24 protein-coding genes are annotated in these 24,401 nt (G+C 64.2%); 12 read left to right on the top strand and 12 right to left on the bottom strand.

Translation table 11 applies throughout. The annotated features are described in order from the left end of the window. The first annotated feature begins 13 nt into the window (after positions 1-13). From Sj15T_RS04225 to ahcY, 3 genes are all read left to right on the top strand, one after another. On the top strand, positions 14-574 hold the full coding sequence (locus Sj15T_RS04225) for a YqgE/AlgH family protein (protein ID WP_007689217.1): 561 nt from the start codon (positions 14-16) through the stop codon (positions 572-574). A 162-nt stretch (positions 575-736) separates the two neighbouring features. After that, entirely contained in the window at positions 737-1,288 is a 552-nt protein-coding gene (locus tag Sj15T_RS04220) for a hypothetical protein (RefSeq protein ID WP_013040010.1), read from the top strand. Between the two features lie 121 nt (positions 1,289-1,409). Further along, a complete protein-coding gene (gene ahcY / locus Sj15T_RS04215) occupies positions 1,410-2,819 on the top strand; it encodes an adenosylhomocysteinase (RefSeq protein WP_007689212.1) in 1,410 nt (469 codons plus the stop codon). Positions 2,820-2,969: 150 nt separating this feature from the next. On the opposite strand, the gene Sj15T_RS04210 is transcribed toward ahcY, so the two are convergent. Genes Sj15T_RS04210 through Sj15T_RS04200 form a run of 3 tightly spaced genes read right to left on the bottom strand, consistent with a single transcriptional unit; the run spans position 2,970 to position 4,637 of the window. After that, on the bottom strand, positions 2,970-3,251 hold the full coding sequence (locus Sj15T_RS04210; protein WP_007689210.1) for an acylphosphatase: 282 nt from the start codon (positions 3,249-3,251) through the stop codon (positions 2,970-2,972). After that, on the bottom strand, positions 3,251-3,985 hold the full coding sequence (locus Sj15T_RS04205; RefSeq protein ID WP_007689209.1) for an NYN domain-containing protein: 735 nt from the start codon (positions 3,983-3,985) through the stop codon (positions 3,251-3,253). The genes Sj15T_RS04210 and Sj15T_RS04205 overlap by 1 nt, the downstream gene beginning before the upstream one ends. Before the next feature lies 1 nt (position 3,986). Further along, positions 3,987-4,637 carry a carbonic anhydrase gene (locus Sj15T_RS04200; RefSeq protein ID WP_013040009.1) on the bottom strand — a complete coding sequence of 217 codons (651 nt, stop codon included), beginning with the start codon at positions 4,635-4,637 and terminating at the stop codon, positions 3,987-3,989. 20 nt (positions 4,638-4,657) lie between these two features. On the opposite strand from Sj15T_RS04200, the gene lipA reads away from it, so the two are divergent. Together lipA and Sj15T_RS04190 are read left to right on the top strand one after the other, a co-directional pair. Next, on the top strand, positions 4,658-5,641 hold the full coding sequence (lipA, locus tag Sj15T_RS04195; protein ID WP_013040008.1) for a lipoyl synthase: 984 nt from the start codon (positions 4,658-4,660) through the stop codon (positions 5,639-5,641). Positions 5,642-5,645: 4 nt separating this feature from the next. Further along, positions 5,646-6,122 carry a type II toxin-antitoxin system RatA family toxin gene (locus Sj15T_RS04190; RefSeq protein ID WP_013040007.1) on the top strand — a complete coding sequence of 159 codons (477 nt, stop codon included), beginning with the start codon at positions 5,646-5,648 and terminating at the stop codon, positions 6,120-6,122. Here the strand turns inward: Sj15T_RS04190 and Sj15T_RS04185 are convergent. Beyond that, positions 6,068-6,586, bottom strand: coding sequence for a CinA family protein (locus Sj15T_RS04185; protein ID WP_007689197.1), 519 nt, complete (start codon positions 6,584-6,586; stop codon positions 6,068-6,070). The two genes, Sj15T_RS04190 and Sj15T_RS04185, sit on opposite strands and share 55 nt — an antisense overlap. A gap of 5 nt (positions 6,587-6,591) precedes the next feature. Further along, entirely contained in the window at positions 6,592-7,758 is a 1,167-nt protein-coding gene (locus Sj15T_RS04180; RefSeq protein ID WP_041385862.1) for a bifunctional 2-C-methyl-D-erythritol 4-phosphate cytidylyltransferase/2-C-methyl-D-erythritol 2,4-cyclodiphosphate synthase, read from the bottom strand. A gap of 106 nt (positions 7,759-7,864) precedes the next feature. On the opposite strand from Sj15T_RS04180, the gene dusB reads away from it, so the two are divergent. From dusB to hflX, 7 genes are all read left to right on the top strand, one after another. After that, positions 7,865-8,884, top strand: coding sequence for a tRNA dihydrouridine synthase DusB (gene dusB / locus Sj15T_RS04175; protein WP_013040005.1), 1,020 nt, complete (start codon positions 7,865-7,867; stop codon positions 8,882-8,884). Further along, positions 8,881-9,990: an ATP-binding protein gene (locus Sj15T_RS04170; protein ID WP_007689189.1), complete on the top strand. Its 1,110-nt coding sequence runs from the start codon at positions 8,881-8,883 to the stop codon at positions 9,988-9,990. Before dusB ends, Sj15T_RS04170 begins: the two co-directional genes overlap by 4 nt. Further along, on the top strand, positions 9,990-11,435 hold the full coding sequence (gene ntrC, locus Sj15T_RS04165; RefSeq protein ID WP_013040004.1) for a nitrogen regulation protein NR(I): 1,446 nt from the start codon (positions 9,990-9,992) through the stop codon (positions 11,433-11,435). The genes Sj15T_RS04170 and ntrC overlap by 1 nt, the downstream gene beginning before the upstream one ends. 95 nt (positions 11,436-11,530) lie before the next feature. After that, positions 11,531-13,795 (top strand): HAMP domain-containing histidine kinase, encoded by a 2,265-nt coding sequence (locus tag Sj15T_RS04160; RefSeq protein WP_013040003.1) that lies wholly within the window; start codon positions 11,531-11,533, stop codon positions 13,793-13,795. Continuing rightward, entirely contained in the window at positions 13,785-15,158 is a 1,374-nt protein-coding gene (locus tag Sj15T_RS04155; RefSeq protein WP_007689171.1) for a sigma-54 dependent transcriptional regulator, read from the top strand. Before Sj15T_RS04160 ends, Sj15T_RS04155 begins: the two co-directional genes overlap by 11 nt. A 143-nt stretch (positions 15,159-15,301) precedes the next feature. Beyond that, the gene (hfq, locus tag Sj15T_RS04150) at positions 15,302-15,796 is read left to right on the top strand and encodes an RNA chaperone Hfq (protein ID WP_013040002.1); all 495 of its coding nucleotides are present in this window, start codon (positions 15,302-15,304) and stop codon (positions 15,794-15,796) included. Between the two features lie 65 nt (positions 15,797-15,861). Continuing rightward, positions 15,862-17,193, top strand: a complete 1,332-nt coding sequence (hflX, locus tag Sj15T_RS04145; protein ID WP_013040001.1) for a GTPase HflX — start codon at positions 15,862-15,864, stop codon at positions 17,191-17,193. A 42-nt stretch (positions 17,194-17,235) separates the two neighbouring features. On the opposite strand, the gene mazG is transcribed toward hflX, so the two are convergent. From mazG to metG, 7 genes are all read right to left on the bottom strand, one after another. Continuing rightward, on the bottom strand, positions 17,236-18,027 hold the full coding sequence (gene mazG / locus Sj15T_RS04140; protein ID WP_013040000.1) for a nucleoside triphosphate pyrophosphohydrolase: 792 nt from the start codon (positions 18,025-18,027) through the stop codon (positions 17,236-17,238). Between the two features lie 156 nt (positions 18,028-18,183). Further along, entirely contained in the window at positions 18,184-19,185 is a 1,002-nt protein-coding gene (locus Sj15T_RS04135; protein ID WP_013039050.1) for an IS30 family transposase, read from the bottom strand. A 134-nt stretch (positions 19,186-19,319) separates the two neighbouring features. After that, positions 19,320-20,615, bottom strand: a complete 1,296-nt coding sequence (locus tag Sj15T_RS04130) for an MFS transporter (protein ID WP_013039999.1) — start codon at positions 20,613-20,615, stop codon at positions 19,320-19,322. Further along, positions 20,612-21,247: a TIGR02281 family clan AA aspartic protease gene (locus tag Sj15T_RS04125; RefSeq protein ID WP_013039998.1), complete on the bottom strand. Its 636-nt coding sequence runs from the start codon at positions 21,245-21,247 to the stop codon at positions 20,612-20,614. Before Sj15T_RS04125 ends, Sj15T_RS04130 begins: the two co-directional genes overlap by 4 nt. Positions 21,248-21,263: 16 nt before the next feature. Further along, positions 21,264-22,043: an MBL fold metallo-hydrolase gene (locus Sj15T_RS04120; protein ID WP_013039997.1), complete on the bottom strand. Its 780-nt coding sequence runs from the start codon at positions 22,041-22,043 to the stop codon at positions 21,264-21,266. Further along, complete coding sequence (locus tag Sj15T_RS04115; RefSeq protein WP_013039996.1) at positions 22,040-22,813, bottom strand: TatD family hydrolase; 774 nt, start codon at positions 22,811-22,813, stop codon at positions 22,040-22,042. The genes Sj15T_RS04120 and Sj15T_RS04115 overlap by 4 nt, the downstream gene beginning before the upstream one ends. A gap of 4 nt (positions 22,814-22,817) precedes the next feature. Then, the gene (metG, locus tag Sj15T_RS04110; protein ID WP_013039995.1) at positions 22,818-24,380 is read right to left on the bottom strand and encodes a methionine--tRNA ligase; all 1,563 of its coding nucleotides are present in this window, start codon (positions 24,378-24,380) and stop codon (positions 22,818-22,820) included. Between the last annotated feature and the right edge of the window lie 21 nt (positions 24,381-24,401).

The raw sequence follows: 24,401 nt of genomic DNA, 5'->3' as shown, positions 1-24,401 counted from the left end.
GTATATTTGCCCCATGATCACAGCGCGCTCCTATGCCGGACAGTTTCTGCTCGCCCTGCCGGGAATGGAGGACATGCGGTTCGATCATTCCGTCATCGCCATGTGCGTCCATGACGAGAACGGATCGCTGGGGATCGCCGTCAGCGACGAGATCGACGGCGTCAGCCTGCACGATCTGCTGGAGAGCTTCGACATCGAGCCCGGCGACGTTCCGGATACTCCCGTCCTGCGCGGCGGTCCGGTCGAACCGCGGCGCGGCTTCGTGCTGCATTCGCTCGACTGGAACGGACATGACATGGTCGCCGTGGGCGAAGGGTGGGGCCTGTCCGGATCGCTGGAAATCCTGAAGGCCATCGCGGAAGGAAAGGGGCCGAGTCGCTATCTGGTCGCCCTGGGCTATGCCGGATGGGGCGCGGGGCAACTGGACGAGGAAATGAACGGGGAAAGCTGGTTTCCGACCGACTGCACCGCGGAGCTTCTGTTCGACGTCCCGGCGGCGCGGAAATGGTCGGCCGCCTTCGCCGCCGCCGGAGTCGACGCCTCCCACCTGGTCAGCGGCGCGGGATCGGCCTGACCGATGGTCGGAACGCGGCCGTAAGCATGGCCGTTCCGGGCGCTTGTTTCCCCGGCGTAACTGAACCCTTTGCGGTAAGATCCGGCTAACCTTCGCCGTTGAGAGTCCGGCAACCGGATGGGCGCACCCTGATCATCGGGCAATTGGACGGGGGTTCAACTCATGAGGATATTGATCGCAGCGGCGCTTGCCGCGACGATGCCGCTTGCGCCGGCGACGGCGGCGACATGCTGGAAGCAGACTGCCGTGGAAGCGGCGCAGATCCGCGATTTCGAGATGATGCTGATGGTGTCCGCGCTGCGATGCCGGGCGACGGGACATGATTTCCTGGCCAGCTATAACCGCTTCATCCGGGAAAAGCGCGAGACGCTGACGCAAGTGAATGACGAATTGCGGGAGCATTTCCGCTCGATCGCCGGGCCGGTCGGCGCGCTGGGGGCTTATGACAATTACGTCACGGGCCTGGCCAACATCTACGGCGCGGGGGCGGACGGGCTGGCCTGCCGCGACCTACAGTCGATCACGGAGGCCGCCAATGCCCTGCCGCCCAGCCGGTCGGCCCTGCTGGAACTGGCGGACGCCGCTGCGATCGGCCCGCATCTGTCGGGCGCCCGGTGCGACATCGTCACGGCGATGGCTGGGAAGGCGCGGAAAACCGGCGAATCCGCGTCCGACGCGCCGCTGCGGGTGGCGGTGCGCGGGCCGGCGGAATAAGACATAAAGAAAACTTTATATTGAGTTGCCTTGGACGGCGGCGATTGGTAAAGCCCAGCCCATCGTCGCCGTTCGTTCATTCGGGCGGCGGCTTCAATCTTAACGATATGGAGACAGGCTCGTGGCCACCGCACCCGCCACCCAGGCGCAGGACTATGTGATCCGCGACATCGGCCTTGCCGCTTTCGGCCGCAAGGAAATCGAGATCGCGGAGACCGAAATGCCGGGCCTGATGGCCCTGCGCGCCGAATTCGGCGCCGCCAAGCCGCTGAAGGGCGCGCGCATCACCGGATCGCTGCACATGACGATCCAGACCGCCGTGCTGATCGAGACGCTGGCCGAACTGGGCGCGGAGATCCGCTGGGCATCGTGCAACATCTTCTCGACGCAGGACCATGCCGCCGCCGCCATCGCGGCGCGGGGCATCCCGGTCTTCGCCGTCAAGGGCGAGACGCTGGAGGAATATTGGGACTATGTCATCCGCATCTTCGACTGGGGCGACACGGTCTGCAACATGATCCTGGACGATGGCGGCGACGCCACCATGTTCGCGCTGTGGGGCGCCCGCGTGGAGGCCGGGGAGGAACTGTTCACACCCGGCAATGAGGAAGAGGAAATCTTCGTCGCAACGCTCAAGCGCTTCCTGGCGGAGCGTCCCGGCTATCTGACCGAGACGGTCAAGGCCATCAAGGGCGTGTCGGAAGAGACCACCACCGGCGTCCACCGCCTCTATGAACTGGCGAAGAAGGGCAAGCTGCCCTTCCCGGCGATCAACGTCAACGACAGCGTCACCAAGTCGAAGTTCGACAATCTCTACGGCTGCAAGGAATCGCTGGTGGACGCCATCCGCCGCGCCACCGACGTAATGCTGGCCGGCAAGGTCGCGTGCGTCGCCGGTTTCGGCGACGTCGGCAAGGGTTCGGCCGCATCGCTGCGCAACGGCGGCGCCCGCGTGCTGGTGACGGAGATCGACCCGATCTGCGCGTTGCAGGCGGCGATGGAGGGCTATGAAGTCGTGACGATGGAGGAAGCGGCCACCCGCGCCGACATCTTCGTCACCGCGACCGGCAACGAAGCCGTCATCACCGTCGATCACATGCGCGCCATGAAGAATATGGCGATCGTCTGCAACATCGGCCATTTCGACAGCGAGATCGAGATTGCCGGCCTCAACAACATGCAGTGGACCGAGATCAAGCCGCAGGTGGACGAGGTTCAGTTCCCCGACGGCAAGAAGATCATCGTTCTCGCCAAGGGCCGCCTGGTGAACCTGGGCTGCGCCACCGGCCATCCCAGCTTCGTGATGTCGTCCAGCTTCACCAACCAGGTGCTGGCGCAGATCGAACTGTGGACCAAGTCGGACGAATATAAGAATGAAGTCTATGTGCTGCCCAAGCATCTGGACGAGAAGGTCGCGGCGCTCCACCTGGAGAAACTGGGCGTGAAGCTGTCCAAGCTGACGCCGAAGCAAGCCGCCTATATCGGCGTGTCGGCGGAAGGGCCGTTCAAGCCGGATCATTACCGCTACTGAGCGGATGGGAAGGGGGAGGCGCGGACCTCCCCCTTTTTCTTTCGGGCAAGGGATCGGTCGATCGTGGCCGATGGGGCTTTTGGGCGCGGCTCGGCTAGAGGTTTTCAAGCAGATAGGATCTGCTGAACCGGGAACGCGATAACGGAAAAGTCAGGCGGTCGGCAGCTTTCGAAACGACTCATGGCCCTCGACTGCCGCATCGGTCGCATCTATCCGCGCTACCCGCGCCGCAGGGGGGCCTTGTCGCGCCAGCAGGATGAATCGCTCCACGCCGTCCTGCGATCCTTCCACCAGCGCTTCCACGCTGCCGTCCATGCGATTGCGAACCCAGCCGGCCAGGCCGAGGCCGCGCGCCGTCTCCACCGCCCAGTTGCGGTAGAACACGCCCTGAACCCGGCCGAGGATCGTCAGGCGACGGGCGATGACGGTCATCAATGCACCCGCTTGATCCAGGTCTGGCCGTCGCGGCTCTCCACCTTGAAATTCTTGATGGAGCGGACAAGGTCCGACAGCCGCTTGAAGCCATAGTTGCGCGTGTCGAAGCTGGAGCGGTTCCCCGCGAGCTGGCCGACTTCGCTGAGGCGGGCAAAGCCCTGATCGTCGCGTTTCACGGCATTATAGGCGTCGATCAACAGCTTGACGAGGTCGGGCGCGACTTCGGGGGCGTCGGGGGAGGGCGGCTCCTCCGTCGACTCCGCCAGTTCGACCGGCGTTTCCCTTGCGCTGGTGAGCGCCCCGACATCGATGAAGCGCGTGCAGGCGCTGCGAAAGGCCTGCGGCGTCTTGTCGGTGCCGAAACCATAGACCGGCAGCCCTTCCTGCCGGAGGCGCGTGACAAGCGGCGTGAAATCGCTGTCGCTCGACATCAGGCCGAAGCCGGTGACGCGGCCCGACGCCATCAGGTCCATGGCGTCGATGGTCATCTTCATGTCCGTGGCGTTCTTGCCCCTGGTCAGGTCGAACTGCTGCTGCGTTTCGATGGCCTGCGTCACGGCCTGCCGCGCCCAGCCCTTGAGCGCGGGCTTGCTCCAATTGCCATAGGCGCGGCGGATGTTGACGGTGCCCAGTTCCGCCAGGACCGTCAGCACCGGATCGAAATGGTCGGCGGAAACATTGTCGGCGTCAATCAGCAGGGCGATATTGCCGCTGGGGATCGACGCGGTCATGTCAGGCGTCCAGCGGCGCGGGATGGAATTCGCCGTTCGCCTCGTCCAGCAGATGAAGCTGCCCGTCGGCGATGGCGAAGAAGGCGCCGACCAGCTTGAGTTCTCCCTCGCGTTCCTTGACGCGGACGCAGGGGAAGGTGCGCAGATTGGCCAGGCTGACCTTCACCCCTTCCTGTTCCATGGCGCGTTCGGCGTCGCGGCTGTGATCCTCGCCGAAGCGATGCACGACCTTTTCCCGCGCTTCGTCCAGCAGTTCGATCCAGTTGTGGATGAAGCCGCCTTCGCCCGGAGGCGCGTCCTTCAGCGAATGGCTGAGCGCCGCCTTGCAGCCGCCGCACTTGCCATGGCCCATGACGACGATCTCGCCCACCTTCAGCACCTGGACGGCGAATTCCAGCGCGGCGGAAACGCCGTGGCGGCCGGGATTGGTCTCGAACGGCGGCACCAGCGCGGCCACGTTGCGGACCACGAAGATCTCGCCGGGGCTGGTATCGAAGATCTGCGCGGGATCGACTCGGCTGTCGGAGCAGGCGATGACCATGACGCGGGGGCTCTGCCCTTCGTTGAGTTCGTCCCATCGCTCGCGCTGCTCGGTCCAGCCGGTGTTGCGGAAGCGGCGATAGCCGGCAAGCATATCAGCGAAGTCGGTCATGCGCCGGTCTGTGCCGAACAATGATGGGGCTGGCAAGAGCGCTCTTGCATCGCTATCTGGGGCGCATGACCGACATCGTCCCGATCCCCGCGCCCGCCAACCGCCCCGAGCGCGCCCGCAAGCCCGACTGGATTCGCGTGAAGGCGCCGACCAGCCCCGGCTATCATGAGACGCGCAAGCTGATGCGGGACAAGGGGCTGGCGACGGTGTGCGAGGAAGCGGCCTGCCCGAATATCGGTGAATGCTGGACCAAGAAGCACGCCACGGTGATGATCCTGGGCGATGTGTGCACGCGGGCCTGCGCCTTCTGCAACGTCAAGACCGGCATGCCGCGCAAGGTCGATCCCAACGAGCCGCAGAACCTGGCCGACGCCTGCGCGGAAATGGGGCTGGAGCATATCGTCATCACCTCGGTCGACCGCGACGACCTGCCCGATGGCGGCGCGTCGCAATTCGTGAAGGTGATCGAGGCGCTGCGCCGCACGACCCCGGACACGACCATCGAGATATTGACGCCGGACTTCCGCAATAAGCATGAACGGGCGGTCGAGATGATCGTGGCGGCGCGGCCGGACGTTTATAATCACAATCTCGAAACCGTGCCCCGGCTCTATCCGACCATTCGACCCGGCGCGCGCTATTATGCCTCGCTGCGGCTGCTGGAGACGGTGAAGAAGCTCGATCCGTCGATCTTCACCAAGTCGGGCGTCATGCTGGGCCTGGGCGAGGAACGGCTGGAGGTCCATCAGGTGATGGACGACATGCGGTCCGCCGACATCGATTTCCTGACCATGGGGCAATATCTCCAGCCCACGCCCAAGCATGCGAAGGTGATGGAGTTCGTCACTCCGGCGGCGTTCAACGCCTATGCGGCGATTGCGCGGGCCAAGGGCTTCCTTCAGGTGGCGTCCAGCCCGCTGACCCGCTCCAGCTATCATGCGGGCAAGGATTTCGCCGAAATGCGCGCCGCCCGCGAGGCGCAACTGGCGAAGGCCACCCAATAAGCCGATGCCCAGGCACAACGAAACAAGGCCGCTTCCCTACACGCCCGAACAGATGTTCGACCTGGTGGCGAATGTGGAGGCCTATCCCGAATTCCTGCCTTGGGTCAGCGCGATCCGGGTCCGTTCCGACACCGAGTCGGAAATGGTCGCGGACATGATCGTCGGCTTCAAGGGGATCAAGGAGAGCTTCACGTCCCGCGTCCACAAGCATCGGCCCGACCATGTGCGGGTCGATTATCTCGACGGGCCGCTCAAGCATCTCCACAATGAATGGAATTTCCGCGACGACGGCAAGGGCGGGGTTCTGGTGGATTTCGAGGTCGAGTTCGAATTCAAGAACCGGCTGTTCGAAATGCTCGCGGGCCAGGTTTTCGACAAGGCGCTGCGCAAGATGATCGGCGCCTTCGAAACCCGCGCTGCGGAGCTTTATGGCGCGGGCGAGTCGGGCAGCAGCAGTTCGAGCGCACACAGCGCCGCCTGAAGGCGCACGCCGCCCCGGCCCGTATCCCCGAAATAACGCATGTCGGCCACGATCTTGTCAGGGCTGGCGCCGCGTTCGGCGCGGGCGAAGACGACCGTGCCGACGGGCTTCTGCTCCGATCCGCCGCCGGGTCCGGCTATGCCGGTGATGGCGACGGCGACATTGGCGTGGCTCTTGTTGAGCGCGCCTTGCGCCATGGCCCAGGCGGTCGCGATGGAAACCGCGCCGAAAGTTTCGATGACATCCTGCGAAACCTTCAGAAGTTCGCTTTTCATGTCATTGGAATAAGTGATGAAACCTGCCTCGAACACTTCCGATGATCCGGCGATCTCCGTCAGCGCGGCGGAGACCAGGCCGCCGGTGCAGCTTTCCGCCACGGCGATGGTGCGGCCGGCGCGGCGGTTGGCGATGATGACGCGCTCGGCCAGTTCGACCAGCGACGCGGGAAGGATGCTATCGGGCATGACGATCAGATTAGCGCGGGGAGGGAGAGGGTGGCCACAGCCTGTGCGGCAATGCCTTCGCGGCGTCCGGCAAAGCCCAGGCGTTCCGTCGTCGTGGCCTTCACGCTGACCCGGTCGAGGGACAGGCCCAGTATTTCCGCGATCCGGCCACGCATCGCATCCCGATGCGGACCGATTTTCGGGGCCTCGCAGATCAGCGTCAGGTCGACATGTTCGATGAAGCCGTCCCGTTTTGCGACGCGCTCCGCCGCATATTCCAGGAAACGGGAGGAGGCGACGCCGCGCCATTGCGGGTCGGAAGGCGGGAAGTGGCTGCCTATGTCTCCCTCCGCCAGCGCGCCGAGCAGGGCGTCGACCAGGGCATGGATGGCCACGTCCGCGTCGCTATGCCCCGCCAGGCCCCAATCGTGCGGAATGCGGACGCCGCAGAGCCATAATTGCTCATCGGCGGCCAGGCGGTGGACGTCATAGCCCGTGCCGGTGCGGATGCTGCGGCCCGCGCCCAGCCGGGCTTCGGCGCGGAGGAAATCTTCGGCGTAGGTCAATTTTTCCAGCCTTTCATCGCCCGCGACCAATATGACGTCATGACCCGCATGGCGCATGATCTGGGCATCGTCGGTTGCTTCCCTCCCGCTGTCCCAGGCCCGGTGGGCGGCCAGGATCGCGTCGAAATGGAAGGCTTGCGGGGTCTGGACGCGGGCCAGGCCGTCGCGGTCCACGATTTCCCCGGCGCGGGCCGCTTCGTTCCTGACGAGGGTGTCGGTGACGGGCAGGGTTGGGATAGCGCCGGGCGCCTGAGCCAAGGCGGAAAGCAGCCGGTCGATCACCGCGCCGGGCAGGAAGGGGCGGGCCGCGTCATGGATGAGGATGCGGGCCGCCCCGCCGGAGGATGCGATATGCTCCAGCCCTGCGCGCACCGATCCGCGGCGGCTGTCCGCGCCCTGGACGATGGCGGCGACCGGGCGGCCCCCGATGGCCATGCGCGCTTCGGCTTCCTGACCTGCGCCGACGACCAGGATGATGGAGTCGATGGCCGGATGCCGGGAAAGCGCGTCGACGGCATGGGCCAGCACGGGCTTTCCGCCGATCAGGCGGAACTGCTTGGCAATGTCGCCGCCTGCGCGGCTGCCCTGACCTGCTGCGACCAGCAATGCGACCGTTCTGTCTGTCATGGCCGCGCCTGTATCGCAGCGGCGGGCCAACCGCCAGCCCCGCTTCGCTTGCCGTTGCAGCGGATTTCGGCTAAGGGCTGCCTGTTTTTTAGGCAGTGATGGTTTGATGCAGACGCTTTCTCCGATTTCCATTGGTCCGGTGACGATCGACATGCCGGTCGTGCTAGCGCCGATGACGGGCGTGACGGACATGCCGTTCCGCACGCTGGTGCGGCGCTATGGCTCCGGCCTCAACGTGACGGAGATGATCGCGACGGCGGCGATGATTCGCGAGACGCGCCAATCCTTGCAGAAGGCCGCCTGGCATCCGCTGGAGGAGCCGGTGTCGATGCAGTTGGCGGGTTGCTCGCCCAGCGAAATGGCCGAGGCGGCGAAGCTGAATGCGGATCGCGGCGCGGCGATCATCGACATCAATATGGGCTGTCCGGTGAAGAAGGTTGTGAACGGCGATGCGGGCAGCGCTCTGATGCGCGACCTGCCGCTGGCGGCTTCGCTGATCGAGGCGACGGTGAAGGCGGTGGACGTGCCGGTCACGGTCAAGATGCGCATGGGCTGGGACCATGCCAGCCTGAACGCGCCGGAGCTGGCCCGGATCGCGGAGGATCTGGGCGCGAAGCTGATCACGGTCCACGGCCGCACCCGCTGCCAGATGTACAAGGGGTCGGCCGACTGGGCCTTCGTGCGCAGCGTGAAGGACGCGGTGTCGCTGCCGGTCATCGTCAATGGCGACATCTGCTCCATCGACGATGCGGAAACCGCGCTGGAGCAGAGCGGCGCGGACGGCGTGATGATCGGGCGGGGCGCCTATGGGCGGCCCTGGCTGATCGGCCAGGTGATGCACTGGTTCCGCACCGGGCAGCGGCTGGCCGATCCCTCGTTGGAAGAACAATATCGCGTGATTACCGAACATTATCGCGCAATGCTGGAACATTATGACAATCACACCGGCGTCAACATGGCCCGTAAGCATATCGGCTGGTACACAAAGGGCCTGCCGGGTTCGGCCGAGTTCCGCAACGCAGTGAACCAGGAGCCGGACGGCGATGTCGTGCTGGACATGCTGGCGCGCTTCTACGAACCGCTGATTGCCGACGATGAGCCGGTCGAGACGCGCAAGGCGGCATGACGGCGACCATGACGACCATCCCGTCGCTTCGACCGCAACAGGATGGGCCTTCGCTTTCAGAACTGATGACGGCGCTGCCGGTCGCGACCCTGGTGGTGCGGCCGGACAACAGCATTGCCGATGCCAATGTGCGCGCCGAAACGCTGCTCAACATGGCGCGATCCGCCATCGTGGGCAGCGACATAGCGCGAACCATCCGCATGGCGGAAATGGGCGCGCGCTTCGACATATGGCACAGCAACAAGCCGATCGCCGCCTATGACATCCGCGTGCACGCCGGGCGCACGGCGGAGATGGAAATCGACCTTATGATCGCGCCCATCGTCGATCATGAAGGCTGGCGCGTGGTATCGATCCACACGCAGAGCCAGGCGCGCAAGATCGGCCATCGCGGCACGGCCGGCGGCGCGCGCTCCGCCATCGGCGCGGCGGCGATCCTGGCGCATGAGATCAAGAATCCGCTGTCGGGCATCAGGGGCGCGGCGCAGTTGCTGGAATCGGGCAATGACGGGCGGGATGCCGCCCTTACGCAACTCATCTGCAATGAGGTCGACCGGATCGCCGCGCTGATCGACAGGATGCAGGACTTCACCACCGACCGGACGCTGGAGTGCCGCAGCGGCAACATCTATCCGCTGATCGACAGGGCGGCGAATATCGCGGCCGCCGGATTTGCAAAAGACATAAGGATCATAAAGAGTTATGATCCATCCCTGCCATTCGCCAATATCAACGAAGATGCCCTGGTGCAGGTGATGATCAACCTGCTCAAAAATGCCGCGGAGGCGCTGGAGCATAGCAGGAAGCCGAGGATAAGGGTCGAAACGGCGTTCCGCCATGGCGTTTCGGTGGTGGTCGGCAAGGGGAAGGGCAGCGCCGTGCTGCCCATCGAAATATTGGTGGTCGACAATGGGCCGGGCGTGCCGGAACATATATTGGACCATCTGTTCAACCCCTTCATCACCGGAAGGCGGGATGGGACGGGGCTGGGGCTGGCGCTGGTGGACAAGTTGGTGCGCGACATGAGCGGGTTCGTGCAATATTCCCGCGATCATGAGGCGGGGGAATCGACCTTCCGAATCCTTCTGCCGATGGGAACGGGCTGATGGCGGCAACGGGCGCGATCTTGGTGGTGGATGACGATCCGGCGATCTGCGTCGTCGTCGGGGAAGCGCTGCGTCGGCAGGGATACAGGGTCAAGACGGCGGCCTCCATCCGGGAGCGCAGCGCCCTGCTGGAGAGCTTTTCGCCGGACGTCCTGATCACCGACGTCATGCTGCCGGACGGCGACGGACTGGACGGGATCGCGGAGATACTGGAACGGCGCCCCGCGCTCAGCATCATCATCCTGTCGGCCCAGAACACGCTGAACACCGCCATCCGCGCCACGGAGAAGGGGGCGTTCGAATATCTGCCCAAGCCCTTCGACCTCAACGAACTGACGCGCGCCGTGTCCGACGCGCTGGGATCGGGAAAGGGAGCGGACGAGGAGGCGCCCGATGCCGGCCTGCCGCATGACGGACTACCGCTGGTGGGTCGTTCGCCGGCGATGCAGGAGGTCTATCGGACCATCGCGCGCGTGCTGTCGAACGACCTCAGCATATTGGTGCTGGGCGAATCCGGGACCGGCAAGGAACTGGTGGCGGAAGCGATCCACAGCCTGGGGCAGCGGCGGACCAAGCCCTTCGTGCCGATCAACATGGCCGCCATCCCCCGCGAACTGATCGAAGCGGAACTGTTCGGTTACGAAAAAGGGGCCTTCACCGGCGCCCATGCCCGCACCGCCGGCAAGTTCGAGCAGGCGCAGGGCGGCACGCTGTTCCTGGACGAGATCGGCGACATGCCGATGGAGGCGCAGACCCGGCTGCTGCGCGTCCTTCAGTCCGGAGAGGTCACGACCGTCGGCGGCTCCAAATCGGTCAAGGTGAACGTCCGCATCATCGCGGCCACCAACAAGGATCTGCCGAAGCTGATCGAGGACAATCGTTTCCGGCAGGATCTCTATTATCGGCTGAACGTGGTCCCCATCGCGCTGCCGGCGCTGCGCGAGCGGCGGGAGGACGTGATCCTGCTGGCGCGCCATTTCCTCGACCGCGCAGCGCAGGAGGGGCTGCCGCGCAAGTCGTTGTCCGACGACGCGGCGCAACTGCTGATGGCCTATCACTGGCCCGGCAATGTGCGCGAGCTGCAAAACCTCATGCAGCGGCTGGCGGTGCTGAGCCGCGAGAATATGATCACCGCCGACATGCTGCGCAACAGCCTGCCGCTGGAGGCCGTGCCCGCCGATTACGCCGCCCCCGGCGACCTGCTGGGCCAGGCGGTGCGGGAATGGGCCAAGCGGCAACTGGGCATTGGCCTTACCCAGCCGAACCGAAACCTGCACGACGATCTGCTGGCCGTGGTGGAACCCATATTGTTCCAGGAAACGCTGGCGAGCGTTGACGGAAACCAGATTCGCGCCGCCGGATTGCTGGGCATCAACCGCAACACGCTGCGCAAGAAGCTGACGGATTACGGGCTCGATCCGCTTCAGCTTCGGATCGCGGAATGAAGGGGCGACGAACCGACCGCCCTTTTCGACCGGAAGCGCCGTGCCGATCAATTACTGTGTTTGATCGGGCACATTAATGTTGTAACCAAGCCACTATGGAAGGCGCAGTGACTCTCCCGGCGCGGGGCCGGGCATGGAAAAGGCATTTTCCCCTTTTCCTGCGCCGCCGCCTTGCCGCGGTGGTGGAGGCGGTGACGCTTGTCCTGTTCCTGGGCATGGCGGGCATCACCTATTTCCTGCTGACGGTTCAGGGGCAATCCTACACATTGCTGACGCCGCCCATCGTGGCGCTGCTGCTGGTCGCCAATCTGGTGCCTGCCATCGCCCTGCTCGTGCTGCTGGGGCGGCGGGTGGCGAAGCGGCGCGCTGCCCAGTCCGCTATCGGCAGCGACGGGCAGCTGCACGTCCGGCTGGTGGCGATCTTCTCCATCGTGGCCAGCGTGCCGATGCTGCTGGTGGTGATCTTCGCGTCCCTGCTGTTCCAATATGGCGTGCAGTTCTGGTTTTCCGACAGCGCGCGGGGCATGCTGCAAAATGCGAGCGACCTGGCGCGGGGCTATTATGAGCAGAACCTGCGCGACGTGCGCGATGAAACCGTCACCATGGCGAGCGACCTGCGCGACTATCTGAGCCAGTCCAACGTCTCCAGCCCGCGCTTTGCGGAGGGCTATATCTATCAGGTGGTGACGCGGAAGCTGAACCGTTCCGCGATCATAGAAATCGGCAAGGACGGCGTGGCGCGCACGGCGGCGACGGTCGACCCGGAAAGCCGGCCCGCTTCGGAAATGCTGACGCCCGACGTGGTGAAGCGGCTGGCGTCGGGCGAGGACGTGGTGGTCGCGGCCAAGCCCAACCAGATCGAGGCGGTGACGCTGCTCTACCCCAATGCGAAAATCTATCTCTACGCCACCCGCGATTCCGGCTCGACGGCGTTCAGCAATGTGGAACGGGCGCAGAAGGTGTTGTCGGATTACGACATTTTCGCCGCGCAGTCCCGCGCCTTGCAGTTGCGCTTCAACATATTGCTGTTCGTGGGGTCGCTGCTGCTGGTGGGCGTGGCGGTCTATATCGCGCTGAAGGTCGCCGACTGGATGGTGCGGCCGGTGAACGAACTGGTGATGGCGGCGCGGCGGATCACGGCGGGCGACCTGTCGGCGCGCGTGACCAGCCCGCAGAGCCGGGACGAAATCGGGACGCTGGCCGCCGCCTTCAACCGCATGACGCAGCGGCTGGAGGCGCAGACCGGCGCTCTGGTGGCGGCGAACAGCCAGCTGGATGAACGCCGCGCCTTCATAGAGGCGATCCTGTCGGGCGTGTCGGCCGGCGTGCTGTCGGTGGACCGCGACGGCATCGTCCTGCTGCTCAACAGTTCGGCGGCCGCCATATTGGTGCGGGAGGGCGACGATCCGGTGGGCCGGCCGCTGACCGAAGTGTCGCCCGAACTGGCGGCCCTGATCGCTTCGGAGGAGGATGCGGGCATCGTCCAGATCCGCGCCCATGGCGATGTGCGGACGCTGGCGGTCAAGGTTTCGGAGGACGCGTCGCGCCACATCCTGACCTTCGACGACATCACGCAACAGCTTTCCGACCAGCGCCGCGCCGCCTGGTCCGACGTGGCGCGGCGTATCGCGCATGAGATCAAGAACCCGCTGACCCCGATCCAGCTTGCCGCCGAACGGCTGCAACGCCGCTATGCCGAGGAGGTGACGAGCGACAAGGCCACCTTCACGCGCCTGACCGGCACCATCGTGCGCCAGGTTGGCGACCTGCGGCGGATCGTGGACGAATTCTCCTCCTTCGCGCGCATGCCAAAGCCCGTGTTCCGGCGCGAGCGGATCGACGACATCGCCCGCCATGCGCTGTTCCTGCACGAAGTCGCGCATCCCGACATCCGTTTCGAATATCATTCGACGGACGGCGAGGCGGAACTGGTCTGCGACCGCCGGCAATTGGGGCAGGCGCTCACCAACATCGTCAAGAATGCCGTGGAAGCCATCGAGCCCAAGCCCGCCGCGGATGACGGCGATTGGCGCGGTCAGGTGTCCATGACGGTGGAGCATGACGACGGCAATCTGCTGATCGCGGTGCAGGACAATGGCATCGGCCTGCCGCCGGAACGCGAACGCATATTGGAACCTTATATGACGACCCGGACCAAGGGCACGGGCCTGGGCCTCGCCATCGTGAAGAAGATCGTCGAGGAACATATGGGCGAAATCCGCTTCGACGATGCCGACGGCGGGGGCGCTCGCGTAACGCTGCGCTTCCCGGTGGCGGCGCTCGAGAAACTGGAAGAGGGGCAGGTGATCGCCATGCCCCATGGAAAAACCGCTGGAAAAGTGACGGCCAATGGCTCTTGATATTCTGATAGTCGATGATGAGGAGGACATTCGCGACCTGGTGGCGGGCGTCCTGGAGGATGAGGGCTTCACCACCCGCACCGCCGCCAACAGCGACAGCGCGATAGAGGCGCTGGACGCGCGGCGGCCTTCGCTGGTGCTGCTGGACGTGTGGTTGCAGGGATCGAAGCTGGACGGGCTGGAACTGCTCGATGAGATCAAGCGGCGGGACGCGACCATTCCGGTGCTGATGATCTCCGGTCACGGCAATATCGACACGGCCGTCGCCGCCATCCGGAAGGGGGCGGCGGACTTCATCGAAAAGCCGTTCGAAGCCGACCGGCTGCTGCATCTGGTGTCGCGAGCGACCGAGACGGAACGCCTGCGACGCGAGAATCAGGTGCTGCGGGCGCGTTTCGGGCAGGATGACGAGCTGACGGGCACCTCCGCCGCGATCAACGCCGTTCGCGCCACGATCAAGAAGGTGGCGGGCACGGGTAGCCGGGTGCTGATTTCCGGCCCCGCGGGCGTCGGCAAGGAAGTCGCGGCGCGCATGCTGCATAGCTGGAGCGGGCGGGCCGACGCGCCCTTCATCATCGTCGCCGCCGCGCGGATGGACCCGGACCGCGTCGAGGAGGAATTGTTCGGCGTGGAGGACCCGAGCGGGCTGGTGCGTCCGGGCTATCTGGAGCAGGCGCATGGCGGCACGCTCTATCTCGACGAGATCGCCGACATGCCGCTCACGACGCAGGCGAAGATCCTGCGCGTGCTGACCGACCAGAGCTTCACCCGCGTCAGCGGACAGCGGCAGGTGAAGGTGGACGTGCGCGTCATTTCCTCGACCGCGCTCAACCTGGCGACCGAGATAGAGGAACGGCGTTTCCGAGAGGATCTCTTCTACCGGCTGAACGTCGTGCCCCTGGTGATTCCCCCGCTGGCCGAGCGGCGGGACGATATTCCCCCGCTGGTCGAGCATTATCTCGCCCGTTTCGCGGCGGAACGCCGGGTGCCGCCGCCGGAGATCGCGAGCGACGCCATGGCCGCGCTGCAGGCCAATGAATGGCCGGGCAATGTCCGCCAGCTCCGCAACGTCATCGAACGCACGATGATACTGGCGCCGGGCGAGCGGATCGGGCGGATCGAACTCGACATGCTGCCCGCCGAACTGACGAGCAATGGCGGTTCGGAAGGGATCGGCCAGTCCGCGATCATGGGCGCGCCGCTGCGCGAGGCGCGGGAGAGCTTCGAGCGCGAATATCTGCGCATCCAGATCCGCCGCTTTTCAGGCAATATCTCCCGCACGGCGACCTTCATCGGCATGGAACGTTCGGCGCTGCACCGCAAGTTGAAGCTGCTGGGCATCACCGATGGGAAGGACGGTTGAGGCGAACCGAACGATCTTCACCCAAACAGGGCATGGACGCCTCTTCGCAATTGCGGTAGGCTTGCCGTGCTTCCGACAGGCGGGGGCAGGCAAGACACTCTGCTTAAGGGTGCGAGAGCGGGTAACGTCCCGCCAATAAAGGAATGGTGAAGACCATGGCCGAGAAAGTGAACAACCTTCAGGACATATTCCTGAACAGCCTGCGCAAGAGCAAGACGCCGGTGACCATGTTCCTGGTCAAGGGCGTGAAATTGCAGGGCATCATCACCTGGTTCGACAATTTCTCCGTCCTGCTGCGGCGCGACGGGCAGTCGCAACTGGTGTACAAGCATGCGATTTCGACCGTCATGCCCGCCCAGTCTATGGACCTTACCGACCTGCGCAAGGCCAGCGACGGCAACGGCAAGTCGAAGCTGCTCCAGGAAATCTTCCTGAGCGCGGTGCGCAAGTCGGGCAGCCCGGTGACGATGTTCCTGGTGAACGGCGTCATGTTGCAGGGCGAAATCGCCGCCTTCGACCTTTTCTGCATGCTGCTGGAGCGGGACGGCATGATCCAGCTCGTCTACAAGCATGCCATTTCCACCGTGCAGCCGCTGCATGCCCTGGATCTGACCGGCGAGGGCGAGGGGGAGGATTGAGCGCTTTTTCTTGTCTCCGGCCGGTTTCCGGTGAAGCCGGCGGAGGCGCGAAGCGTTAAGCCCCCATGGCTGTCTTCAACAGAGATTCCGCTGACGAGGTGTCGCGCGGCGCGCGCGCCATCGTCGTGCGCGCCGATGTCCATGGGCCGGAGCGTCGCGACAGCGATGCGCGGCTGGAGGAGGCGAGGGGCCTTGCGCTCGCCATCGGCATCGACGTGCGCGCCGCACAGGCCTTCCGCGTGCGCGACCGCAAGCCCGCGACCCTGTTCGGCAGCGGGCAGGTGGACCAGATCGCGACTCTGGCGCGGATGGAAGAGGCCGAACTGGTCATCGTCGACAACGCGCTGAGCCCCGTGCAGCAAAGCAATCTGGAAAAGGCCACCGAGACCAAGGTCATCGACCGGACCGGATTGATCCTGGAGATTTTCGGGGAACGGGCGGCGACCAATGAGGGGCGGTTGCAGGTCGAACTGGCGCATCTCGACTATCAGGCGGGGCGGCTGGTGCGAAGCTGGACCCACCTGGAGCGGCAGCGCGGCGGCTTCGGCTTTCTGGGCGGTCCGGGCGAGACGCAGATCGAGGCTGACCGGCGGATGATCCGCGATCGGATGGCGAAAATCCGCCGCGAACTGGACCAGGTGACGAAAACCCGTGGCCTGCACAGGGCGCGGCGGCAGCGGGCGCCCTGGCCGGTGATCGCGCTGGTCGGCTATACCAATGCGGGCAAGTCGACGCTGTTCAACCGGATGACCGGCGCCGCCGTCATGGCCGAAGACCTGCTGTTCGCGACGCTCGACCCCACCATGCGGCAGATCGCCTTGCCGGGGCTGGACAAGGCCATTCTTTCCGACACGGTGGGGTTCGTTTCCGACCTGCCGACGCAGTTGATCGCCGCTTTTCGGGCCACGTTGGAAGAGGTGCTGTCGGCCGATCTGATCGTCCACGTCCGCGACATCGCGCATCCCGACAGCGATGCGCAGCGCGATGACGTCATGGACGTGCTTGGCGAACTGGGCATAGCCGGGGAAGGGGCGTTCGAAGCGGGAGAGGGCGAAGAACCGCCGCCGATCATCGAGGCATGGAACAAGCTGGACCTGCTGGACGAAGATGCGGCCACGCTGGCGCGGGAGACGGCGACGCGGCGGAGCGATGTGGTGGTCCTGTCGGCCTTGACCGGCGAGGGCGTCGATGACCTTCAACGCGCCGTCAGCGCCCGGCTGACCGCCGGGGCGCAGATCCATCGGCTGCATGTGCCGCTGGCCGATGGCGCGGCGATGGCATGGCTGCACGAACATGGCGAAGTGATCGGCAGCAGCGCGGAGGGCGAGGATATGCTGGTGGATGTCCGGCTGTCCGACTCCGCGCTGGCGCGGTTCCTCAAGCGCCGGGGGAATTAGCTTTTCCTGATCGCCCCGCGCTGGCGGGAGGGCCATGTCGCGCTATCGCGGCGGCTGCAACTGCCTTTTTGCCTGCTGCCACAAACCTTCCTTCTCATCCAGGGAAAGGGCAGCGAAATTGTCGCCCGCCAGGGTCTCCATGATGCGGAAGCGCTTGTTGAACTTGCCGTTGGCGATGCGCAGGGCGACCTCCGGATCGACTTTCAGATGACGGGCAAGGTTGACCACGGCGAAGAGAAGGTCGCCCACCTCCTCCTCCCGTTCCGCCTGGGAAGCGGCCGCCCGCACTTCGCCCAGTTCCTCCTCGATCTTGTCGATGACGCCGCCCAGGTCGGGCCAATCGAACCCCGTGCGGGCGGCGCGTTTCTGGAGCTTTTCGGCACGGAGCAGGGCGGGCAACGCAATGGCGACGCCCGCCAGCGCGCTTTGATCCGGCTCCTTTTCGGCTCGCTCGGCCGCCTTGATGGCTTCCCATTGGGCGTGGCCGTCCTTGCGGTCGGTCCCTTCGCCAAAGACATGGGGGTGGCGGCGGATCATTTTTTCGGTGATGCCGTCGATGACGTCCTGCAAGGTGAAATGGCCAGCCTGTTCCGCCATGCGGCTATGGAAGGCCACTTGCAGCAGCAGGTCGCCCAATTCGTCGCGCAGCGCCGCCATATCGTCGCGCTCTATGGCATCGGCAACCTCATAGGCTTCCTCAATCGTATAGGGCGCGATGCTCGCGAAATCCTGTTCGATGTCCCAGGGACAGCCCGTTTCAGGATCGCGCAGGCGCGCCATGACATTGGCGAGCGGCATGATGTCGGCGGGGCTCGCCTTGCTGTTGAATGACATGGGAAACTCTGGATCAGTGGGTGGGATGACGATGGATAGGGCGTCGGAAGGGTGAAGGCCAGCTTTCGACGGCGGTTTCGATTTGAAGTGCGACACCCGTTGTGATGCGTAGCATTTCATCCGGGGTGGGGCGAGCCCCACCCCGGATGGCCAAATTTATCCGGCTTTGAGGAGGGCGATTTGCTCCCCCAGAACCTCATGCGGGGTGCGATAGCCCAGGCACTTGCGCGGTGTGCTGTTGAGGCGATCGGCAACGGCCTGGATTTCCCTGTCTGAGAGCAGTGCCAGGTCGGTGTCGGAGGGTAGGAAGCGCCGTATCCGCCCGTTGCAATTTTCCACGCCGCCTTTTTGCCAGGGCGCTGAGGGAAGACAGAAATAGCTGGTGATGCCGAGCCTGTTCCGCAGGGTCGCAAAGGCAGCAAATTCCGTGCCTCGATCGAAGGTGATGCTGCGCCGGAGGGGAGGCGGCATGTCGCGTAAATGCCGATCGATGCCGGCCATGACACCGGCAGAATGCCGGCTCGGATTACGCGTCAGGAAGGTGAAGCGGCTACAGCGCTCAACCAGCGAGGTGAGGTTCGCTTTGCCATATTCTCTCCTGAAGATCAGGAGATCGCCTTCCCAGTGGCCGAAACTGCTGCGATCCGCGATTTCCTGCGGCCGCGCGCCGATCGTATTTGCCACGGGTATATGGAGACCGCGCGGCTTTCGGCCATAACGTTGCCGGCGCGAACGGCGGGCAACTGGCAGATGGCGCCAAAGCTTATGGTGCCGTCCCTCAGCGCCGTAGACATACTGGTAAATGGTTTCGTGGCACACCGCCTCCCGCTGACCGCGATGACGCCGAAGATAACCTGCAATCTGTTCTGGCGACCAGGCCGCCAACAAGCGATCAGCAATGTAGGCGGCGAGTTCCGGCTGGCGAGCAATCTTGCCTCCGCGCACGCGACGATTGCTGGCCATGGTCTGCGCTGCAGTCGGGAAATATCCTCGGAACAGCGGTTCTTCATCAAAATGCCGGTTGCGCTTGATCTCTCGATAAATCGTCGAAGGATGTCGTCGCAGCGCATCTGCAACTTGCTTCACTGTGCGTCCGGTTCCGATCAGTCGATAAATATCGCGTCGCTCATCCAGACCCAGATGCTGATAGCCTTCCATATCGTGCCTTCCTGGAAAGGGGATCAAACCCCTATAAAACCAAGGATTTCGCACTTCGAGATAGAATCCACCCACATGAATATGAAAGTCCGATAATAAGTATTATGTTAAATCACAGATGATCCTTGCGGCCCTCAATCTTCCAATATCCGGCTATGCCGCTGCGTATCGCGCATGCGGATATAGACGATCAGCGAAATGCCGATCATTCCCGACACATAGATGTAGAACGCCTGTTCGACGCCAGCCTGCTTGAACCAGAGCGCGACGAATTCCGCCGTGCCGCCGAACAGCGTGTTGGCCAGCGCATAGGGCAAGGCCACGCCCAATGCGCGGATATGGGCCGGAAACAGCTCCGCCTTCACCACCGCGTTGATCGAGGTGTAGCCCGTCACGATCACCAGGCCGGCCATCACGAGCAGCCCCGCCACCCACGGATCCCTGGTGACGGCCAGCGTCGCGAAGATGGGATAGGTGCAGACGACGCCCATCAGGCCGAAGCCGATCATCAGCGGCTTGCGCCCGATCCGGTCGGAAAGCGCACCGGCGATAGGTTGAAGCAGCATGAAAAGAAAGAGCGTTATCCCATTGATCTGAGACGCGGTTTCCCGGCTGAGACCGCTGGTATTGACCAGGAATTTTTGCATGTAGATGGAATAGGCATAGAAAGCGATCGTGCCGCCCGCCGTCAGCAACATCACCGTCAGCGTCTCGCGCGGGTGCCGGGTTACGAGTTCCACGAAGCCGGATCTGGGCGCGCCCTCCGCCTTGGCCACGGCAAAGCTCTGGGTTTCGGCCAGTCCGCGCCGCAACCAGAAGACGACGATCGCCAACGCGCCGCCGATCAGGAAAGGAATGCGCCAACCCCAGGCGTCCAGTTCAGCCTCTGTGAGCATGGCCTGGAGCGCGAGCAGGACGCAGATGGCGACAAGCTGTCCGGCGATCAGCGTCACATATTGGAAGCTGGAGAAAAAGCCGCGATGGTTGCGTCCCGCCATTTCGGACAGGTAGGTGGCGCTGGCGCCATATTCGCCGCCGATCGACAGGCCCTGCATCAGGCGCGCAAGCACCAGCAGCAAGGGCGCGGCGACCCCGACGCGGTCGTAGGATGGCGTGACGGCGATCAGCAAAGAGCCGGCGCACATCAGCGCCACGGAGAGCGTCAGGCCGCTTTTCCGGCCGTGGCGATCGGCATAGACGCCCATCAGCCAGGCGCCGATGGGTCGCATCAGGAAACCGACCGCGAAAATGCCCGCGGCGCTCAGCAATTGAGCGGTGCGGTCTTCGCTGGGGAAGAAATGCTGGGCGAAATAGAGGGTGAAGGCCGAATAGGCATACCAGTCATACCATTCCACCAGATTGCCGGTGGAACCGCCGATGATCGCCTTCAGGCGCTGGCGCTGATCGGGTGGCGCAATCGATGACGTCATGGGGTCAGCACCATCTCTCCATTCTGCACGGACCAGCTTTTCAGCCGGGACAGCATGTTCATTCCGATCACATTGACCTCCCCGAAAGCCGGCGAAACGACGATGTCGAGGTCGCTCGCCCGGATCGGGCCGACGACGAGCGTGGCGATGGTCGAGCGCTTGACGTCGATCTTGCCGTTCGCGGTCATCATGCTGAGGCCGGGCGGATTCAGGTCGAAATTAAGGCCCGATGTCCGGGCCGCGTTCACCGACAGGGCGGTGACGCTGGCGCCGCTGTCGATCAGAAAGCGCGTCGGGTTGCCGTTGACCATTCCCTCGACCCAATAATGGCCGTCCGGCGCGACGGGTATGCGCAGCGCCTGCCCCTCCACTCGCGCGGACGGCAAGGCCTTCGGCGCGTCATGGGTCGACGATGACGGGGCCTCGCCCCCTTCCCCATATATGCGGCTGGAAAACAGGCCGAATTTTTTGCCGGCCTTGAACAGCCCCAACAATATGGCGAAGATGACGATCCAGAGCACGGCCATGCGCAGGAGGCCGCCTGTCGGCGCCCGTCGAGCGAGCAGGGCCGATCCGACCAGGACGAGCGCCAGCACGTACCAGAGACTGGACATCGCCTGATCGCCATCCATCGCCTGCCCCCGCCCCCTATGCCGCGCCCAATTCGGCCACCAGCCCGTCATAACCCGGTTCGACGCCTTCCGGGAGTGTCCGGCACAGCGTCGCATAATCCATGCTCTGGTCCATATGGATCAATATGGCGCGGCGGGGCCGTACCGCCTGCACGGCGTCCAGGGTAAGCGCCAGATGTGCATGCGTTGGATGCGGCCTTTCCCGCAGGGCGTCGACCACCCAGATGTCCAACCCGTCGTACAGCGCCAGCATATCGGCGGTTATATCGTGAAAATCAGTGGCATATCCAATGGAATGGCCATCATGCGTGAAGCGGAATCCGGTGGAGAATATCTCGCCATGGGGCTGATCGGTGCAGGCGATGCTGATGTCCCCGATGCGCAGTCCGTCCGGCAGCGCATGGGGTTCGATCGTCGGGTGATAGCCATGGCGTCCTTCGAAGGCATAGCCGAAGCGTTCCCGGAGCAGGCGCAGGGTCTGCGGGCGCGCATAGCCGGGCACGGGCGTGCCGCGATGGTGGTAAAGCTGACGGACGTCGTCCAGGCCATGGCTATGGTCGGCATGGTCATGCGTCCACAATATGGCGTCGATCCGCACTACGTCGGCCGCCAGCAACTGGGCGCGCATGTCGGGCGACGTGTCGATGAGCAGCCGGGTCGTGGGGCTTTCGATCAGGATCGATGCGCGGGTGCGGCGGTTCTTCGGTTCCTGGGGATCGCAGGCGCCCCAGTCATTGCCGATCCGCGGAACGCCGGAGGAAGTGCCGCTGCCCAGAATGGTGAGCTTCAGGCTCATGCCGCCTTGCTGAACAATGTGCGGAAATTGGCGGAGGTCGCCTCGGCCAGTTGCTCGACGCTCTCGCCCCGCAAATTCGCCAGGAAACGGGCCGTGTCGGCCACGAAAGCCGGTTCGCAAGGCCTGCCGCGATGGGGAACCGGAGCAAGGAAGGGAGAGTCTGTTTCGATGAGCAGCCTGTCCAGCGGCAGGCGAGCCGCCGTTTCCTGCAAATCCCTGGCGCTCTTGAAGGTCACGATGCCAGAAATGCTGATATGGAAACCCAGTTCTATCGCGGCATCGGCAAAGGCGCCGCTGGCCGTGAAGCAATGGATGACGCCGCCATAGGCCCCCTTCCCCATTTCGTCCCGCATGATGGCGAGCGTGTCCTCCTCCGCATCGCGGGTGTGGACGATCAGCGGCAGGCCGGTTTCGCGGGACGCGGCGATATGGGCCCGGAAGCTGCGTTGCTGCCGTTCCCGGTGGCTATGGTCATAATAATAATCCAGGCCGGTCTCGCCTATGCCGACGATGCGCGGATGGGCTGCGCGCTCGACCAGCTTCGCGGTATCGACATGCGGATGCTCGTCCGCCTCATGCGGATGGATGCCGACGGTCGCCCAGACGTCGGGTTCGCGCAACGCGGTGTCCAGCACATCGTCCCACTCGCTTTCGCGTGTGGCGATGTTGAGCATCAGGCCGACCCCGGCGCCACGCGCCCGTTCGAGCACATTCTGCTGATCCTCGACCAACCCTTTGTAATTCAAGTGGCAATGGCTGTCGATGAACATAGCCTTACACCTCTTGGACGGGCAGTTCGAGGCGCGGGAAAAGCGGCTTGGGCGCGCTGAGGGTGAAGCCGGAAGCGCGAAGCCGCGCATACCAGTCGCTACCGATGGCGGCATAGCTCCTGCCATCCTCGGCTATCCCCATCTGTTCCAGCAGGGCAGCGGCGCTTGCCGGGATGATCGGCTGGATGACGATGGCAAGATCGGCGATGGCCTCATAGAGGGTGGCGAGCACGGCCTCCATCCGGGCGGGATCGGTCTTGCGGAGCGTCCAGGGCGCCTGCGCGTCGATATAGGCGTTGCAAGCGAAGACGGCCCGCATCCATGCTTCGATGGCTGTCGATGGCGCCAGGTCGGCCATGGCCGCCTGGAAAGTCCGGGCCGCTTCGCCGACGGTCGCAAGAAGATCGCGGTCGACGTCCTGCGCCGCGGTCTCAGGGAGGCGACCTTCCAGATTCTTGGCGATGAAGCTCAGCGTCCGTTGGGCCAGATTGCCGAAGCTGTTGGCGAGATCGCTGTTCGAACGGGCGACGATCGCCTCCGCGCTGTAGCTGCCGTCATTGCCGAAGGTGACTTCCGACAGCAGGAAATAGCGAAGCTGGTCCACGCCGAAACGCTCCGCCAGTTCCATCGGATCGGCCACATTGCCGAGCGACTTCGACATCTTTTCCCCCCGGTTGAGGAGAAAGCCGTGGCCGAAGACCTGTTTGGGCAGGGGCAGCTTCGCGCTCATCAGGAAGGCCGGCCAGTAAACGGTATGAAAACGCACGATGTCCTTGCCGATGATGTGCGTGATGTCGCCCCCTTCCGACCAGTATCGGGCCATGCGTTCGGTATCGTCGGGATAGCCGCAGCCAGTGATGTAGTTGGTGAGCGCGTCCACCCACACATACATGACATGGCCGTCGCTGCCCGGCACCTTCACGCCCCAGTCGAAGCTGGTGCGTGACACGCTGAGGTCGGACAGTCCTCCCTCGACGAAGCGCATGATCTCATTGCGGCGGCTGTCGGGCTGGATGAAGTCCGGCTGGTTGGCGTAGAGGTCCAGCAGCTTCTGCTGATAGGCGGACAGGCGGAAGAACCAGCTTTCCTCCACCGTCCATTCCACCGGCGTGCCCTGGGGCGAGAGCTTCTGGCCGCCCTCTCCCTCCGTCAGTTCCTTTTCGTCGTAAAAGGCCTCGTCCCGGACAGAATACCAGCCTTCATAACGGCCGAGATAGAGGTCGCCATTGGCCTCCATCGCCTGCCAGATCGCCTGGCTGGCGCGATGGTGATCCGGCTCGCTGGTGCGGATGAAACGATCATAGCTGATATTCAAGCCATCATTCATGGCCCTGAAATATCCAGACATTTCATCGGCGAGCGCGCGCGGTTCCATGTCCCGGCTGCGCGCGGTCTGGGCCATTTTCAGCCCATGTTCGTCCGTGCCGGTCTGGAAGAAGACGTCGCGGCCCATCATCCGCTGGAAACGGGCGATCGCGTCGGTGGCGATCACTTCATAGGCGTGGCCGATATGCGGGCGGCCATTGGGGTAGCTGATGGCGGTCGTGATGGTATAGGGCTTGGACATGGGCCTTCCCTAGCGGGTGTT

Origin of the sequence: Sphingobium sp. TA15, from assembly GCF_037101235.1 — a bacterium.
Classification (GTDB): Bacteria; Pseudomonadota; Alphaproteobacteria; order Sphingomonadales; family Sphingomonadaceae; genus Sphingobium; species Sphingobium indicum.
Note: the sequence above shows the minus strand (reverse complement) of the source record. Positions and strands in the feature narration are given on the sequence as shown.

What these genes read in the sequence shown, in the direction of transcription:
- metG (WP_013039995.1), bottom strand. Translation starts at nt 24,380, where the DNA reads ATGTCCAAGCCCTATACCATCACGACCGCCATCAGCTACCCCAATGGC.
- Sj15T_RS04220 (WP_013040010.1), top strand. Translation starts at nt 737, where the DNA reads ATGAGGATATTGATCGCAGCGGCGCTTGCCGCGACGATGCCGCTTGCG.
- Sj15T_RS04185 (WP_007689197.1), bottom strand. Translation starts at nt 6,586, where the DNA reads ATGCCCGATAGCATCCTTCCCGCGTCGCTGGTCGAACTGGCCGAGCGC.
- Sj15T_RS04130 (WP_013039999.1), bottom strand. Translation starts at nt 20,615, where the DNA reads ATGACGTCATCGATTGCGCCACCCGATCAGCGCCAGCGCCTGAAGGCG.
- Sj15T_RS04170 (WP_007689189.1), top strand. Translation starts at nt 8,881, where the DNA reads ATGACGGCGACCATGACGACCATCCCGTCGCTTCGACCGCAACAGGAT.
- Sj15T_RS04205 (WP_007689209.1), bottom strand. Translation starts at nt 3,985, where the DNA reads ATGACCGCGTCGATCCCCAGCGGCAATATCGCCCTGCTGATTGACGCC.
- mazG (WP_013040000.1), bottom strand. Translation starts at nt 18,027, where the DNA reads ATGTCATTCAACAGCAAGGCGAGCCCCGCCGACATCATGCCGCTCGCC.
- Sj15T_RS04180 (WP_041385862.1), bottom strand. Translation starts at nt 7,758, where the DNA reads ATGACAGACAGAACGGTCGCATTGCTGGTCGCAGCAGGTCAGGGCAGC.
- Sj15T_RS04200 (WP_013040009.1), bottom strand. Translation starts at nt 4,637, where the DNA reads ATGACCGACTTCGCTGATATGCTTGCCGGCTATCGCCGCTTCCGCAAC.
- Sj15T_RS04155 (WP_007689171.1), top strand. Translation starts at nt 13,785, where the DNA reads ATGGCTCTTGATATTCTGATAGTCGATGATGAGGAGGACATTCGCGAC.
- Sj15T_RS04115 (WP_013039996.1), bottom strand. Translation starts at nt 22,813, where the DNA reads ATGTTCATCGACAGCCATTGCCACTTGAATTACAAAGGGTTGGTCGAG.
- Sj15T_RS04120 (WP_013039997.1), bottom strand. Translation starts at nt 22,043, where the DNA reads ATGAGCCTGAAGCTCACCATTCTGGGCAGCGGCACTTCCTCCGGCGTT.
- Sj15T_RS04225 (WP_007689217.1), top strand. Translation starts at nt 14, where the DNA reads ATGATCACAGCGCGCTCCTATGCCGGACAGTTTCTGCTCGCCCTGCCG.
- Sj15T_RS04190 (WP_013040007.1), top strand. Translation starts at nt 5,646, where the DNA reads ATGCCCAGGCACAACGAAACAAGGCCGCTTCCCTACACGCCCGAACAG.
- Sj15T_RS04210 (WP_007689210.1), bottom strand. Translation starts at nt 3,251, where the DNA reads ATGACCGTCATCGCCCGTCGCCTGACGATCCTCGGCCGGGTTCAGGGC.
- lipA (WP_013040008.1), top strand. Translation starts at nt 4,658, where the DNA reads ATGATGGGGCTGGCAAGAGCGCTCTTGCATCGCTATCTGGGGCGCATG.
- hflX (WP_013040001.1), top strand. Translation starts at nt 15,862, where the DNA reads ATGGCTGTCTTCAACAGAGATTCCGCTGACGAGGTGTCGCGCGGCGCG.
- dusB (WP_013040005.1), top strand. Translation starts at nt 7,865, where the DNA reads ATGCAGACGCTTTCTCCGATTTCCATTGGTCCGGTGACGATCGACATG.
- ntrC (WP_013040004.1), top strand. Translation starts at nt 9,990, where the DNA reads ATGGCGGCAACGGGCGCGATCTTGGTGGTGGATGACGATCCGGCGATC.
- Sj15T_RS04160 (WP_013040003.1), top strand. Translation starts at nt 11,531, where the DNA reads ATGGAAGGCGCAGTGACTCTCCCGGCGCGGGGCCGGGCATGGAAAAGG.
- Sj15T_RS04125 (WP_013039998.1), bottom strand. Translation starts at nt 21,247, where the DNA reads ATGGATGGCGATCAGGCGATGTCCAGTCTCTGGTACGTGCTGGCGCTC.
- hfq (WP_013040002.1), top strand. Translation starts at nt 15,302, where the DNA reads ATGGTGAAGACCATGGCCGAGAAAGTGAACAACCTTCAGGACATATTC.
- Sj15T_RS04135 (WP_013039050.1), bottom strand. Translation starts at nt 19,185, where the DNA reads ATGGAAGGCTATCAGCATCTGGGTCTGGATGAGCGACGCGATATTTAT.